Below are 16,608 nucleotides of genomic sequence, written 5' to 3'. Positions count from 1 at the left end.
ATCTCCTTTTTATCTCTTAAGCTGCTCAAGCTGTGTTTCAACCTTATCTTTCATCTCTTTGTACTTCGCAAGCTTCTCCTTCTCTGCATCAACCTTGGCAGCAGGAGCCTTATTTACGAAATTTGGATTATTCAGCATTCCCTCACAGCGGGCGATTTCCTTAGTCAGTCTCTCCTGCTCCTTTGTCAGTCTCTCAAGTTCTTTTTCCTTGTCAACAAGGTCTTCCAGAGGCATATAAACAACTGCATTGGAAACAACAACAGAAACTGCATCCTCACCGATACCAGTCTTATCCTGCTGAACATGGATTTCTTTTGCAAAAGCAAGGTTTGCAAAGGATTTCTTGCTGTTCTCATACATCTGACAGATAGCAGCATCTTTTCCAACAATGATCAGATGTGTCTTTCTGTTCTGCGGAACATTCATGCTGGTTCTTGTGTTACGGATGCCACGGACAACCTCCTGGAAACTTCCGATTGCAAGCTCAGCCTCAGGAGAATTCCACTCGTCCTTATATACCGGCCAGTCAGAGATCATTATGGACTCTTCCTCCGGAAGCAGTGTGCAATAAATTTCCTCTGTGATAAATGGCATAAACGGATGAAGCAGCTTCAGTCCCTGGGTCAGTGCTGTGCGAAGTGTCCAGAGAGACTCGTTTGCTGCCTTTGGATCCTCTTCTGCCTTCCACAGACGAACCTTGGCGATCTCAATGTACCAGTCGCAAAGCTCATCCCACAGGAAATCATAGATCTTCTGAACTGCAATACCCAGCTCATATTTTTCCATATTGTCAGTTACTTCTTTGATCACATTGTTCAGTCTGGAAAGGATCCATTTGTCCTCAGCGCAAAGAGAACCGATCTCCGGCTCCGTTACATCCTTTCCTTCCAGATTCATAAGAACGAAACGGGAAGCATTCCAGATCTTATTTGCAAAGTTACGGCTGGATTCTACACGCTCCCAGTAGAAACGCATATCGTTTCCAGGTGCATTACCAGTCATCAGAGTGAGACGAAGAGCATCTGCGCCGTACTTGTCGATTACTTCCAGAGGGTCAATACCATTTCCAAGGGATTTACTCATCTTGCGTCCCTGGGAATCTCTTACCAGACCATGGATCAGCACATGATGGAACGGTGTCTTGCCAGTCTGCTCAAGAGCAGAGAATACCATACGGATAACCCAGAAGAAAATAATGTCATATCCGGTTACCAGCACGTCTGTTGGATAGAAGTACTCCAGTTCCGGTGTCTTGTCCGGCCAGCCAAGTGTGGAGAATGGCCACAGAGCAGAGCTGAACCAGGTATCCAGAGTATCCTCGTCCTGATGAAGATGTGTGCATCCGCATTTCGGACATTTTTCCGGCATTTCTCTTGCAACTACAGTCTCACCGCACTCATCGCAGTAGTAAGCCGGGATTCTGTGTCCCCACCACAGCTGACGGGAAATACACCAGTCACGGATGTTCTCCAGCCAGTGAAGGTAAGTCTTGTCAAAACGCTCCGGAACGAATTTCAGATCTCCATCCTCAAGAGTCTTGATAGCAGCTTTGGCCATTTCATCCATCTTTACAAACCACTGAGGCTTGATCATCGGCTCTACGGTTGCATGGCAGCGGTCATGTGTTCCAACGCTGTGATTGTGCGGAACAACCTTCACCAGAAGGCCAAGCTTGTCCAGATCCTCTACCATGGCTTTTCTTGCTTCGTAACGATCCATGCCGGCGTATTTACCACCCAGCTCATTGATGGTAGCATCATCATTCATGATGTTAATTTCCGGAAGGTTGTGTCTCTTTCCAACCTCGAAATCGTTAGGGTCATGTGCCGGTGTGATCTTTACGCATCCGGTACCAAATTCTTTATCAACATACTCATCGGCAATAACCGGGATCTCTCTGTCTGTGAGAGGAAGCTTCAGCATTTTGCCAACAATGTCTTTGTAACGGTCATCATCCGGGTTTACTGCAACTGCAGTATCTCCAAGAAGTGTTTCCGGACGTGTTGTTGCAATTTCCACGAATTTTCCTTTTTCTCCAACAACCGGGTAATTGATGTGCCAGAAAAATCCGTCCTGATCCTCATGCTCAACCTCTGCATCGGAAATGGAAGTCTGGCATACCGGACACCAGTTGATGATACGGGAACCTTTGTAGATGTAGCCTTTTTCATATAACTTGATGAAGACTTCCTGTACAGCCTTGGAGCATCCCTCATCCATGGTGAAGCGCTCTCGCTCCCAGTCTGCAGAAGCACCAAGCTTCTTCAGCTGGTTGATAATTTTTCCGCCGTACTCTTCTTTCCACTCCCAGGCATATTCCAGGAATTTCTCACGGCCGATTTCTGCCTTGTCGATGCCTTCTTTTTTCAGTTTCTCAGTAACCTTAACCTCTGTAGCAATAGCTGCATGGTCAGTTCCCGGCTGCCACAGTGCTTCGTAGCCCTGCATTCTCTTGAAACGGATGAGAATGTCCTGCATAGTTTCATCAAGTGCATGTCCCATATGCAGCTGTCCGGTTACGTTTGGCGGCGGCATAACAATGGTAAATGGTTTCTTATCCGGGTTTACTTTTGCATGAAAATATCCGTTGTCCATCCATTTCTGGTAAAGACGTTCCTCGATTCCTTTTGGATCGTAGGTCTTTGCAAGTTCTTTGCTCATGATTTTCCTCCTAAAAAAAGAGCCCCTCACACAATTGTGTGAAGGGCGAAATTAACGCGGTACCACCTTCATTATGTGCAAAATGCAAAGTACTGTTTCCCTGAATTCATTTACAGTCTTCGCTCTGTTGTACACATATCTCTTTCCTGTAACGCTGGAATTGCGTGAAAACTTACTGCAGATATCACTGCTTGTTCAGTTTCCCGGCTCAGAAGCTACCTTCAGTGAATGCGGATCTCAAAATGTCTTCCACCACAGTTATCCCTGGACATTTCTCTCTGGGAGGGCATTTACTTACTCCTCTTCTTCAACGCTTTTCGCTGCAGCGGTCTGATCTCCTTGTAAATATCCGGAAAAAGCCGCCACTTTTATGGATATAACTATAATTGCATTCTTCCGGCTTGTCAAGCTAATTTCAAAATTTCTCAATTACACCGCTCAGACAGTGTTTTCTCAATATTTTTTATTCCACACTCTTTAAGGATTCCACCATATCAATAGTTTTCAGCTTAAAATGCATCACCCCATTCACCACAATGGAAAATATGCTTGTCAGAATTCCACTGTATAAAAAGCTCAACGGCTTAATATTACGTCCAAACATAACTGCATCCACCTCAACCGTAGTAATCACATACCTGTGAATGAGAATTCCAAACACTGCTCCAAACATAATTCCAAGCACTGTCAGGATCACGTTTTCCCGAAGCACATACTGGGAGACCTCTCCGTCATAGAAGCCAAGCACCTTCAAAGTTGCCAGCTCCCTCTGTCTTTCTGTAATATTGATATTATTCAGATTATACAATACCACAAAAGCCAGCATTCCTGCGGAAACGATCAGCACCAGGATCACCGCATCCAGAGTGCTCAGCATACGGTCAACCTGTGATGCCAGACTACTGGTATAACTGATGCTGAGAGCACCAGGATTAGCAAGGATCCGGCTTCCTGCCATTTCCAGATCATCCTTGCAGTCTTCCTGCATAGTAAACACAATGTTCTCATACTCCGGCTTTTCCCCGAACGTCTGCTCATAAACCCTGGGCGTCATATAAAGGTAATGGCTCATATAATTCTCTGTGATCACAGCCACCCTCACCTTATATTCCTTATCTCCCTTTTTTAGGGGAATCATATCTCCCACCTTTAATCCCAGCAGGGATGCTGTTTTCTCGGAAATAGCAGCACCTTCGTCGGTAAGCTCATATGTTTCCCCGGTAATACGGTTCTTTAAGGTTACATCCTTTGCAAACTCACTCAGGCTCTCTGGCACAAACAGATAAATACTGACGCTGGAGCTGCCTTTAGGAGCACTGATCTTCGTCATCTGTACCCGATTGCAATGGGCGATTTGCTCATTTTCCTTCATGTATTCAAACAGCTCTGCATGTTCTTCCTCTGTAGCATCGCTGTCCTCAATCACCATTCCGTCATAATGCTGAAGCTCCCGGTACTGAATAGCGGCAATATCACTGATGGAATCCTGAATCCCAAAGCCAACCAGCATCAGTCCCATGCTTCCTGCAATTCCAAAGACCGTCATGATTAGGCGCTTCTTGTAACGGAAAAGATTTCGAATTGTGGACTTCCAGGAAAAGCTTAAATGCTTCCATATAAATGTGAGCCGCTCCAGCAATACCCGCTTGCCCTCTTTCGGAGCCGGTGGGCGCATAAGAGAGGCCGGTGTCTCCTGCAGCTCCTTTCCACTTGCAAAAAGAGTCGCTCCAACTGTACATACAACAGAGGCTGCGGAAGCGATCAGTGCGAAGCCAGGCTGATAATCAATGGAAATGGTATTTGCCACGTTATGATACATAATTCCATAAGCAGTTATAATAATGTATGGAATGATTTTCTCTCCGATCAGCATTCCCAGCACACTGCCAAGAAGAGTTGCAAAAAATGCATAACAGATATATTTTGCTGCAATAGCAGACTTCTTATATCCCAATGCCTTCAAGGTACCGATCTGGGTTCGCTGCTCCTCCACCATACGAGTCATAGTGGTAAGACTGATCAATGCCGCTACCAGGAAAAAGATGACCGGGAAAACCTGACCGATGTTTCGAAGACGGTCTGCATTATCACCGTAATCCGTATATTCCGGAAGATCCTCCCTATCTGTGACCATCCACTCCGGCATTTCCAGATCTTCCAGTTCCTTTTTCGCATCATTCAGCTTTTGCTGATTCTCGGCAATCTCATCCTCCGCATCTTTTTTGGCGTCTTCGTACTCTTTCTTTCCATCTGCAAGGTCTTTCTCACCTTTTTTCAAGTCTTTAGCCGCATCTTGAAGCTTTTTCTCATTGTCTGTAATCTCTTTTTCACCGTCTGCAAGCTTCTTCTCATTGTCTGCAATTTCTTTCTCACCATCGGCAAGTTTTGCCTCATTTTCTGCAATCTCCTGTTCACCGGAAGTAAGCTTTGCCTCATTTTCCGCAATTTGCCGGGCACCGGAATGATACTGTTCCAGGCCGGAAGCATACTGCGCTTCGCTGTCATTCAGCTTTGCCACATTGGCATCCAGTTCCGCCTGTCCTGCTGCCAGAGTCTCTGCATTGGAATCAATTTCTTTCTGGGCTTTATTCAGTTTTTTCTTTGCTGCCTTTAACTGCTTCTGACCTTTTTCCAGTTCCTGTTCCCCTGCCTCTATCTCAGCTTTCGAAGCAGCAAGAGTATTCTCCTGTTCCTGAATCTGAATCCATCCGGCGTCAATCTCTGCCTGACCTGCTGTTATCTGTTCCCGTCCAGCATTCAGCTCGCTTTCTTTCTGAGAAAGCTGGGAAAGTCCATTCTCGACTGCTGCAAGCCCGCTTTCCAACTCACTTCTGGTCGCTGCAAGCTGCTGCCGCTGACTCTCAATCTGCGCTTCACTTGCCTGAATCTGCTGGCTTACCGCCGCCTCCTGTTCTTCCAGTGCAGACACCTGAGCTGCCAGAATATCTATTTCCTCCTGGGAAGCATCCGGATTTTCCAGTGCTGCGTTGTAACTTGCGCGTACTATCTCAAGCTGACTCTGCAGCTCCGTCAGCTGAGCTTTTGCACTTTCCAAAGCACTTATTCCATCCTGAAGCTGTGCTTCTCCTGCTGATACCTGGGAAAGTCCATCTGTAATCTGCTGCTTCTGGGCATTTAACTGGGTTCTGGTACTTTCGATCTGCTGCTGTCCGGCAATGATCTCCGCTTTTGACTGATCCAGTTCACTTTGCTTTGTTGTCAAAGTCTGCTTTGCGGCTTCTAACTGCTGCTCGCCTGCCTCAATCTGGGCTTTTCCATCTGCAAGTTTCGCTTTATTTTCATCTAAAGTCTTCTGATTTTCCTCTAATTCTGCCAGACCACTGGTTACCTGCTTCTGCGCGGAATCAAGCTGAGCCTGTCCGTCAGCAAGCTGGGCTTTTGCTGCATTTACCTGACTCCATCCATCATCCAGCTGGCTTCTGGCAGTGTCAAGCTGGCTTTTGCTGGAGGAAAGCTGACTCTTGGCAGATTCCAGCTGACTTTTTCCATCAGCAAGCTGCGCTTTCGCATCTTCTAACTGGGTTTTCCCATCAGCAAGCTCTGTCTTCGCATCTTCCAGCTGTTTTTTCCCATCGGCAAGCTCTGTTTTTGCGTCTTCTAACTGGGATTTTCCATCTTCATACTCTTGCCTGCCGTCTTCTAAATCCTTTTCACCTTTATCTAATTCTTCTTTTGCGTCAGCAAGTTTTTCATCTGCCTCTTTTTTCCCATCGTCCAGCTTCTTCTGGGCATCATTGATTTCCTCCTGTGCATCTGCCTTCACAGCTGCAAGGCGGATCTGACAGCGATCATCTGCTATGTTTTCAACACGACCTTTGATTTTGGCGATCAGATTCTCATAACCGTCTGTATAACTTGTAAGGCCCTTTGCACCATGAACGGTCACATAAATCTGCGTATAAATTTCCTGGTCAAAATCTTCCGGGAGCACATATCCAAATCCATTGACTTCACCAGTTCCAAGGGTGGTATTTCCTCTATTAAAGGAAATATAAAGAGGACTTCTTCCAGTTCCCACTACCGTATATTCTGTGGTCACAAGAAGGGGGGAATCTCCATCTTCACGCAAAGCCACCTTATCTCCTACCTTATATTCATTGGTAGAAGCAAATGTGCTATCCAGAAAAATCTCTCCACTTTTTTCCGGAAGGCGTCCCTCCTGCACATCCAGTTTATTCACTGTGTCATTTATGGATTCAATGTGAAGAACCTTCTGCTTCTGGCCTTCCCCGCACATCACATCGGTAGACCAGGCACCTTCTGCGGACTCAATGCCATCTATACTTTCTATAGAAGAAACATCATCAGATGTCAGGCCCATTGTGCCCACAACCTTGATATCCATCAGGCTGCTTTCGTCATAATAGGCATCTCCGGAATAGCGCATATCCGGCGAGGAAGCCTGAATACCGGAAAAGAAGGCCACTCCGAGAGCCACGATCAGAAGAATGGAGATAAACCTGGATTTGCTTTTCCGGATCTCCATCCAGAATTCTTTTCTTAATGCTTTCATCTCTCACCTACCACTCAATTTCTTCTACCGGGGTTGGGTGGGCATTCAAAGTCATCTGTGCCACCTTGCCGTTTTTTATTTTAATCACGCGATCTGCCATAGGCGTCAATGCAGAGTTATGAGTGATAACCACTACTGTCATCCCCTTTTGGCGGCACATATCCTGTAAAAGCTTGAGAATTGCCTTACCAGTCTGGTAATCCAGCGCACCTGTAGGCTCATCACAAAGGAGCATCTTCGGATTCTTGGCAAGAGCTCTTGCAATGGAAACTCTCTGCTGTTCACCGCCTGATAACTGGGCAGGAAAATTTCCAAGTCTGTCTTTCAGGCCCACCTCTTCCAAAACAGTTTTCGGATCCATGGGGTTCTTACAGATCTGTCCTGCCAGTTCTACGTTTTCCAGAGCTGTCAGATTGGGAACCAGATTATAAAACTGAAAAACAAATCCAATATCGTCCCTGCGGTAGCTGGTGAGCTGGCGGTTATTGTATTTCGCTATATTCCTTCCATCTACCCAGATCTGACCGCTGGTGGCAGTATCCATTCCTCCCAGAATATTCAGAACCGTAGTCTTACCAGCGCCACTGGGACCTACGATCACGGCAAACTCGCCTTTTGCTATGTTAAAGCTGATCTCATCTACTGCGATTATTTTTACTTCTTTTGTTCCATAAATCTTGGAAACCTTTTCAAGGTGAATATAGTTTTCTATGGTATCCTGCAATTTATCACACTCCTGTTTTTCAAATATGTTTTAATTTTAGTATAGCATTGCAGGTTTTTTTGTTCAATCAGAGAAAGTATGAAATTTCTATAAAGATAACTATACGTTACTGGTCACGGAGTAAACAGTAACAACTATACCAATCGCGTAGGATATGAATTCAAGTGTGCAGTTATAAAAATTATAGTTATTTCAAAAACAGCCTCTGACTTTCCCAGTAAAAAAGTCAGAGGCTGTTTTTCTTTCCTGCTCATCAATTGCAGAATATATAATTACAATCCGCATATCCGTATTTCATAAGGCGTGGAGAATATACATACCAGTATTTATCCGAACTGGAATCAATTACTACCACAGTATCACCGGTATTCAGTTCACCAATCTCATTTGCCGCATCATATCCCATAGCGGATCGAAGAGCCAGATAGCCGGTAGGCACTTTTACATACAAGGTAGCATATGCATTTCCACCCACCAGATAATCTTTGTTTACAAATCCATTGGTATCATATTTCGGGGAATACACATACCAGTACTGGGAATCACTTGTATCCAGAAGCTGTACGGTATCACCGGAATATAATTCCCCGATTTCATTGGAAGCATCATATGCCTTCATATTGCGAAGTGCCAGATAGCCCTTGGCAACACTGACCGTTCTTATTTCGCCAAAATAGCTGGAATCTGTATCCAGTCCCTCTTCTCTGTACAGGTACTCCTGGTTCACATATCCATAGCCGTCCAGTTTCGGGGAATACACATACCAGTACTGAGAATTGCTGCTGTCGGAAACCCAGACGGTATCTCCTGAATAGAGCTCACCGATTTCATTAGATGCATCATATTCCGGTACATTGCGAAGAGCCAGATATCCGGTGGAAACGCTTACGGTCCACATTGTATCATAGGAAGATACGGAAGATGTCACAGAATCCAGATAATCATTATTCACGTATCCGAAATCGTCATACTTAGGAGAGTATACATACCAGTAACCAGTGGCACCAGTGTAATCCATCACTTCCACCAGATCGCCACTGTAAAGCTCTCCAATCTCATTACCGCTATTATAGGATGTATCTGTCCGAAGAGCCAGATATCCAGTAGCAACATTCACACGGTAAGTATTACAGGAAGCCTCTGCCTCCTGCGTAGTTCCGGGAACTGAAAACGCAAGGGCTGCAGCTGCAAGAACAGGTATGCAAATCTTCTTCATTTTCGTCATAGAAAAATCCCCCTTCATATAGTCGTTGCTGTCCACCCCATGACCAGCAACATACAATTTTCTGAAAAAAAACTTTTTTCATGTATTTATATATGAAAATTATAACGGATTAACCATGGCTTTTCAACTCCGTTTTTCTTATTATACACCACCTGACTCTGTTTTTTGTAATGCTTCATTTCCATCTGAATTACCAGCCTCTTTACCGGAAGCTCCTGTCTGCTGTTCATCAATGCTTCCACCGGGAGCTCTCATCTGCTGTCCATCACTGCCTCCACTGGAAGTTCCTGTCTGCTATTTATCAACGCTTCCACCGGGAACTCCTGTCTGCTGTTCATCAACGCTTCCGCCAGGAGCTCTCATCTGCCCTCCATCACCTCTTCCGCCGGGAACTCCAATGCCTTCTCCTGCTCCACCTCCCATGGACATACTTCCCATCACACTAAGTTCAATGCCGGAACCGTCTATAAGAGTGGATGAGTCCGCCTTCTGTCCATCATCTGTGGAAGGAATTGTGCCGTCCAACTGACCGCTTACACTTTCCCCGCGGAGATTTATTACTTCATACAGCATTTCGACAGCTGCCTCATACTCTTCATAGCTGTAAAATGCAGTGGGATCTTCTGCCACAAGCTCATCAATCTGGCTGCGGATCCGCTCATAAGTTTTCTGGAATTCACCGCCATTTACATATTTCTCTACAAGCTCATTTAAGTACTCATGGTATTTCGCCAGATATTCTTCATTTTCCAGCAATGCATCAAAGAAGTTTGTAATAGAAAATGGTGTGTCAATAGCATCGTTTATCACAGATGTGGCACCAGAAGACTGACCTCCCATTCCACCACCCATGGACATTCCTCCAAAAGAAAGATTGTAATCCCATGGGAGAATATTCAGTTTACCGTTGTATTCATAGAGATAATAATTATGGGCCATTGTACCGGAAAGACTGTCATCGTTTACCACAAAGGTGTGAACTGCCATATATTTCAAGATATTGTCTACATCCATATACGTCTCAAGATCTGTGCCTTCACTAATATTCTTCAGGGCTTCTACCACGCGCTTATGATCTTTTTTGCCCGAGCTGGTAACTTCTCCGTCCCAGATAGTGGAGTAGCTGTCAAGGTCATCATCTGTGTAATTCAGATCCGCGCCTCCGCTGCCACCTATGGCACCCATCTTAAAATCTGAAAAATCAATATCCTCAGATTGTTCACCATTTTGGGAAAACTGAAATTCATCTGGCATTTTGTCATTTTCACTCTGGGGCATCTGAATATTCTCCGGCGGATTTCCCATTTGCGGTGCACCACCTTGGAAACCGCCTCCCTGTGGCATCTGACTTTCACTGCTTGCTGATGGGCTTTCTTTTTCACTTTCCGCCGTTTCCCCATTGTCTGTACCGGATTCCTCGTTTTCCTTCCTGTTACTATTCTGGCTGTCTTCTCCTGTCTTTTCACCATCACTTTCCTGACTGTCTTCTCCTACCTTTTCTGCGTCAATACCGGGAAATTCGCCTCCATCTTTCCCTTCCTCCCCATCACCGCCGCCAACACCCATGCTTTCCGGCTTATACAGATTTCCATCTTCTGTGCCATAATTGCGCAGCATAAAACTGTCCTCTACAGCTTCCAAAGCCAGATACATGCCCCGGTAATCTCCGTTTACACAGATTTTTGCATAATTATAAAGTGATGCATCCACATCCAGATACTGATACATATCATAAACAACAGCTTCTTTCATATTGGTAGCGTCAGCATAATTATTATTCAAAATCAGTTTATCTAAACCATAGCAGGTCTGCCCTTCAATGTAATGATCAAATTCCAGTTTAAAGCTGTACCGATCTGTATCGGGGGCACTTGCAATAGACGAAAGGCTGGTATTTCCCTTGGGCCGTATTCCCACAGAATAGAACTTCTTGCCATTTACCACAACATCGCAGGAATAATATTCTTCAGAAATAGCATTTTCCAGCATCTCATTCCAGTCATCCTCATCCATAAGAATATCGATATCCATAACCTGGTCTGTATCAAACAGTTCGGTTTCGTATTCCATGGTCACAGCATTATTTCCGTAAACAGCCTGAAGCTGCTTGGAAAAAGCGGATGTCGCAAGACAGAGAATCACCGCCAGTGCCATAAGTGCAGAAATGATTTTTGTTATATATTTATTTGTAACCATATGTCTATTCCTCCTGTCAGTTTTTTCTCATCCTTTTCCTGAAAATCTGTCAGGGGAAGTACTGTTCACACCGAACGCCTCGCAGAACTTTTCAGGATTTTTTCTGCACTTCCCGGATTGTCTCTGAGCAATTCCCATCAGGACATATATTCTCCGTTATAGCTTACCAGAGTCGCGTTTTCCACGCCTGTGATCTCATTGAGACGATTCACAAAAGCAGTCTCCCCATCTTTCATCCGAATCTCTGCTGTAAATTCAATTCCCTGTGCATTTACCGTCTTTGATTTCACGGCATACTTTTTTACGGCTTCTTTCATGAGGGAAACAGCTGCATTTTCTGCATTCTCGTCCTGACAGTCCAGAATCAGCAGATATGGATTGTCATGTACCTTTCTATTGGCAAAAAGAATCAGGATCACACCAATAATACCAGAGCCAATCACAGCCAGCGGCAGCATTCCGGCACCAATTACAATTCCTGCAGCTACAGCCCAGAACAGATACACAATCTCCATAGGCTCTTTGATTGCTGCACGAAAGCGCACAATAGAAAGAGCACCAACCATACCAAGCGACAACACAACGTTTGATGTTACTGCCAGGATTACCAGAGTAGTCACCATAGTCATCCCCACCAGAGTCATGGCAAAACCGGTGGAATACATTACACTGTTAAAAGTTTTCTTATAAACCACAAAAATAAACATCCCGATGACAAGAGCTGCCACCATTGCGATCAGGGTATCTGTTGCTGAAAATTCTGTTATATTTTCCAAGAAACTGGATTTAAAAATATCATTAAATGTCATAATTGTTATACTCCTATATTTTACATTCTTAAATATGAAATCATATCCATCTAATATACTTTCTTCCCGGAGCAGCCACAACGGGCGAATATACTATGATACTGAACACTTTATCCGTATGTTCTGCATGCTGCATATTTGGAAAAAGATTCCTGCCTTACTCCATCTGTCTGGATCAGATTCTGTATCACCCCGGGCAAAAAAGCATCATACTTTACTTCCATGATCATCTCTCCCGGACACTGCTGTCCCGTCTCCACATCATACACTTTTTTTTCCAGAAATTTTCCGTGGTACATAGTGGTCCGTACATTCCAGTCAAAGGTGATCCGTACATTTCCTGCCGCATAAATGTAGGGCTCCCTTGTATAAGAAACAAGTACTCTCGGCCGCAGCTGCTGGTACTTCATTTTTCCATAAAGTTCCTGAACCAATGAAGAGGAATGTGTCTTCATCCACTCCAAATCACCATTAAGTAGTTTTCTGCACTCTTTTTCCGTCAAGCCAGCGCTTACTTTTATGCAAAGATTGTTATTTTTTATCTTTTTTTCAAGTGTAATCCGTTCAAAATTATCATTATAGTAGCGAATCCGAAACTTTTCTCTTTTTGCCATACCATTCACTTTTTCCCGCAGTGCTTTATCCTGGATATTGTCAAAGTAGATACTTCGAATGCTGTAGGTTCCATCTGCCCTTGTATGGGGATCCATTTTCATCACCTGACGGAAACGGCTCCGAAGCTGCAGATACTGCCAGTAGTTTATGGTATATTTTAACTCATGACGATAATGTTCTTTTTTCTCCATTTGCTTCATCCTCCCTTCCCGGAGTCTGACATATTGTAATTTTCCAATACAAGCTCCGCTTTTTACAAATCCAATATAATAAACACACAAATATTGGATATATCGATTCCAAATTATAGAAGCTGAACCTGAAATGTACTTAAAAAAATATGTGACTATTCTGCGAAACTTTAAGAACCTCTTATTGCAGTTTTTTAACCTTTCGTGGAATACACCAGAATCTCATATAAATACAGGATTTGATCTATTGCATTATGCACACAAAAAAAGCCCCATGCTCTATAGCATGAGGCTAGAGTGTGTTTGAAAAAAACACTTATCAGAATTATTTTTTCAGACAACCGTAGCTGCCTGTCTTATCTTTTCCATTGAAATATTTCTTTGAAAATTCCTCCGCCGGACAAGGTCTGGAATAATAGTATCCCTGAAGCAATTCCGGCTTATAAGTCTGGACAACGGAAAGGATTTCCTCATTCTCCACACCTTCCACACAAACCTTTATTCTGGTCTGCTTACTCAGATTCATAATATATTCCAGAATCGCCTGATCCATCTCATCATCCTGAATGGAACGGACAAACGTATGATCGATCTTGATCCACTGTGGTTTCAGCTTGCGAAGCAATGCAATGGATGAGTACTCCGTGCCGAAATCATCCAGTGCCATATTGATCCCCATATTTTTAAAATATTCAAAATCATCCCGAAGGCCGTTGGGATCGGATACCTTACAGCTCTCTGTAAGCTCCAGGATCAGCTGCTTCTCCGGTGTGCCGGATTCTTCCACGATCCGTGTCACCATTTCCCTGAAGCCTTCCTGAAGTATCTGGATATAAGAAACATTCACGGAAATTACAAAATCAGGATTCTCCATGCGCCACAAGGCCGCCTGGGCAAGTGCCTCATTCAAAAGCCACTCTCCCACCTGTCTGATGGTTCCGTCTTCCTCCAGGATGGGAATAAATTCCATTGGGGAAACCAGGGTTCCATCCGGCAGATAAAAACGCATCAGAGTCTCAGCACCATAAACCTCCTGAGTCTCTCCGTTCACCAGAGGCTGGTATACCAGTGCAAACCCTCTGCAATTATTGGCAACAGACTCACGGAGCACTTCCTGCAGTCGGAATTTCTCCACTGTTTTTCTGTGCATTTGTCCGGAAAACTGCGCAATGCTGCCACGTCCCACTTTCTTCGCCTGCTCAAGGGCGTATTCCACATTTGCATGCAAAGTCTCGAAATCCTCTGCATCCTGTGGAAAAAAGGCCACTCCGCAGGAAATTGTCAACTGGATCTCCAGATTCATCTCCCTGGGGACTTCCTCCGAAAATCTCTGCACTTCCCGGTAAATCCGGTCAAGCGCACTCTCGGATTTCTCCGTGGTAATACAATAGAATTTACCTCCTGGTCCTCGATAAGAAATAACGCCCTCCATACTCTGACATTTCTGTCCAAGACGCTGCAGCACCTCATCTCCTACCAGATACCCAAGAATATCATTGATTCTCTGAAGTCTGTCCACATCAAAAAGAAGAACCGCACCTTCCATTCCATGACTGATAAATGACGGAAGCTGCTTCTTCAGCTCATGAAACGTATATAAACCAGTGGGCTGGTCAAACTTGGCATTCACACCAAGATTCATCATCGTGCCAACAAAAAGGCCAAGGCTTCCATCCGCATTCCGCTCCACAATTCCCTGGCACCTTACCCATACATATTTCCCATATTTATTTAAAGCCCGGTATTCACAATTATGCCGGTTGCTTTTCCCCTCAAAAATACGACCGATATCCTCCAGAAAAATATGCTGGTCTGCAGGATGGATATGCTGTACCCATTCCTTCGCCGTATTCTCTATAAATTCTCCCGGCAGATTGAAGTAATCCACACTTGGCTTAGACCATCTGGAAAAATCGCGTTCCAGGTCTGCTATATAAATGTACATATTATCTGAAGTCTGAGACAGAGCATCAAATATATGGCTGTCAAGATTAGAGATATCTATCACACAAAATCACTGCCTTCCCTTTTCCCCTAATACATCAATATTTTACCATACTTTGCACAATTCTGTCTACAGTTTTTGACAATTCTGCACATAAAATGTTAAAAAAGTATAAACAGAAGAATAAATAATACAAACATTTTTATGATAATCTGTAACCATTCCGTAGATGCCAGAGCCTGTTTGAAAAATCATCCTGCAATCCGCACGTCACACTTTGCGGCATATTTTGCCCGAATTCGTTTGTTGCAGCCCGTAAAAAAGGTACTATATTTCCCATTTCAGGAGATACAGTACCTTTTACAAAAATGAATTTATTTTTTAATTATTTTACTGCCTCGAATGCTGCGTCCAGAGCCGCGATCAGGTCTTCCACTTTCTCAATACCGATGGAAAGACGGATTGTGTTTGGTTTGATGCCCTGGTCAAGAAGTTCTTCCTCTGTGCACTGGCTGTGTGTGGTTGTTGCAGGATGGATCACAAGAGATTTTACATCTGCAACGTTTGCAAGCAGTGAGAAGATTGCAAGGTTATCAATAAACTTCTGAGCGGTCTGTGCATCACCCTTGATCTCAAATGTAAAGATGGAACCGCCACCGTTTGGAAGGTATTTCTTATAAAGATAATGGCTTGGCTCACTCTCCAGTGATGGATGATGAACAGCTTCTACCTGTGGATGTTTAGACAGGTAATCTACGATTTTCAGGGCGTTGCTTACGTGACGCTCCACTCTTAAGGAAAGAGTTTCCAGTCCCTGTAAGAACATAAATGCATGGAATGGAGAAAGGGTAGCTCCTGTATCACGAAGGATGATTGCACGAATGTAAGTTACAAATGCTGCCGGAGCGGTTGCCTCTGCAAAGGAAATTCCATGATAGCTTGGGTTCGGCTCAGAAATCCACGGGAATTTGCCGGATGCCTTCCAGTCAAAGTTACCGCTGTCTACAATCACTCCACCGATTGCAGTTCCATGGCCGCCGATAAATTTGGTGGCAGAATGAACGACGATATCTGCACCATACTCAATCGGGCGAACCAGGTAAGGAGTTGCAAATGTAGAATCAACTACAAGAGGAATGTTATGTTTGTGCGCAATTTTTGCAACTTCTTCAATATCAATCAGGTTGGAGTTCGGGTTTCCAAGGGTTTCAATGAAGATTGCTTTTGTGTTTTCCTGGATTGCCGATTCGAAGGAGCCTTCTACATCCGGGTCTACAAATGTTGCGGTGATACCGCTGGTCTGCGGAAGAGTATGTGCCAGAAGGTTATATGTTCCGCCGTAGATGGTCTTGGAAGCTACAATGTGCTCACCTGTTTTTGCAAGTGCCTGGAATGTATAATTGATAGCTGCTGCACCGGAAGCAACTGCAAGTGCTGCAACTCCGCCTTCAAGAGCAGCAATTCTCTGCTCGAAAACATCCTCTGTAGGGTTGGTAAGTCTTCCATAAATATTTCCGGCATCGCGAAGTCCGAAACGGTCAGCTGCATGCTGTGAGTTATGGAACACATAAGATGTGGAAGCGTAGATTGGAACAGCTCTTGCATCTGTTACCGGATCTGCTTTCTCCTGTCCAATGTGTAACTGTTTTGTTTCAAATCCCCAGTTTTTAGAATCTCTGATATCTGCCATTTTTCTTTCCTCCGTATG

Annotated in this window: 9 protein-coding genes and 1 other annotated feature; all 9 genes read right to left on the bottom strand. The window is 44.3% G+C overall.

What is annotated here, in order from left to right; all coding sequences use genetic code 11:
- Positions 1-9: 9 nt before the first annotated feature.
- On the bottom strand, positions 10-2,661 hold the full coding sequence (locus I2D69_RS01285; protein ID WP_148461253.1) for a valine--tRNA ligase: 2,652 nt from the start codon (positions 2,659-2,661) through the stop codon (positions 10-12).
- 38 nt (positions 2,662-2,699) lie between these two features.
- Positions 2,700-2,981: a binding site (T-box leader), on the bottom strand.
- Positions 2,982-3,124: 143 nt separating this feature from the next.
- Entirely contained in the window at positions 3,125-7,195 is a 4,071-nt protein-coding gene (locus tag I2D69_RS01280) for an FtsX-like permease family protein (protein ID WP_195379274.1), read from the bottom strand.
- 7 nt (positions 7,196-7,202) lie between these two features.
- Entirely contained in the window at positions 7,203-7,907 is a 705-nt protein-coding gene (locus tag I2D69_RS01275; RefSeq protein WP_173770702.1) for an ABC transporter ATP-binding protein, read from the bottom strand.
- A 265-nt stretch (positions 7,908-8,172) separates the two neighbouring features.
- On the bottom strand, positions 8,173-9,144 hold the full coding sequence (locus tag I2D69_RS01270; protein WP_173770634.1) for a hypothetical protein: 972 nt from the start codon (positions 9,142-9,144) through the stop codon (positions 8,173-8,175).
- 294 nt (positions 9,145-9,438) lie between these two features.
- The gene (locus tag I2D69_RS01265) at positions 9,439-11,340 is read right to left on the bottom strand and encodes a CotH kinase family protein (protein ID WP_173770635.1); all 1,902 of its coding nucleotides are present in this window, start codon (positions 11,338-11,340) and stop codon (positions 9,439-9,441) included.
- Between the two features lie 137 nt (positions 11,341-11,477).
- Positions 11,478-12,149 carry a DUF4956 domain-containing protein gene (locus I2D69_RS01260; RefSeq protein ID WP_173770636.1) on the bottom strand — a complete coding sequence of 224 codons (672 nt, stop codon included), beginning with the start codon at positions 12,147-12,149 and terminating at the stop codon, positions 11,478-11,480.
- Positions 12,150-12,259: 110 nt separating this feature from the next.
- Entirely contained in the window at positions 12,260-12,955 is a 696-nt protein-coding gene (locus I2D69_RS01255) for a polyphosphate polymerase domain-containing protein (protein WP_195379273.1), read from the bottom strand.
- A gap of 325 nt (positions 12,956-13,280) precedes the next feature.
- Positions 13,281-14,963 (bottom strand): GGDEF and EAL domain-containing protein, encoded by a 1,683-nt coding sequence (locus tag I2D69_RS01250; RefSeq protein WP_195379272.1) that lies wholly within the window; start codon positions 14,961-14,963, stop codon positions 13,281-13,283.
- A 322-nt stretch (positions 14,964-15,285) separates the two neighbouring features.
- Positions 15,286-16,590: an O-acetylhomoserine aminocarboxypropyltransferase/cysteine synthase family protein gene (locus tag I2D69_RS01245; RefSeq protein WP_195379271.1), complete on the bottom strand. Its 1,305-nt coding sequence runs from the start codon at positions 16,588-16,590 to the stop codon at positions 15,286-15,288.
- Between the last annotated feature and the right edge of the window lie 18 nt (positions 16,591-16,608).

Origin of the sequence: Ruminococcus sp. D54t1_190329_F1 (genome assembly GCF_015551645.1) — a bacterium.
GTDB classification, from domain to species: Bacteria; Bacillota; Clostridia; order Lachnospirales; family Lachnospiraceae; genus Blautia_A; species Blautia_A faecis.
Note: the sequence above shows the minus strand (reverse complement) of the source record. Positions and strands in the feature narration are given on the sequence as shown.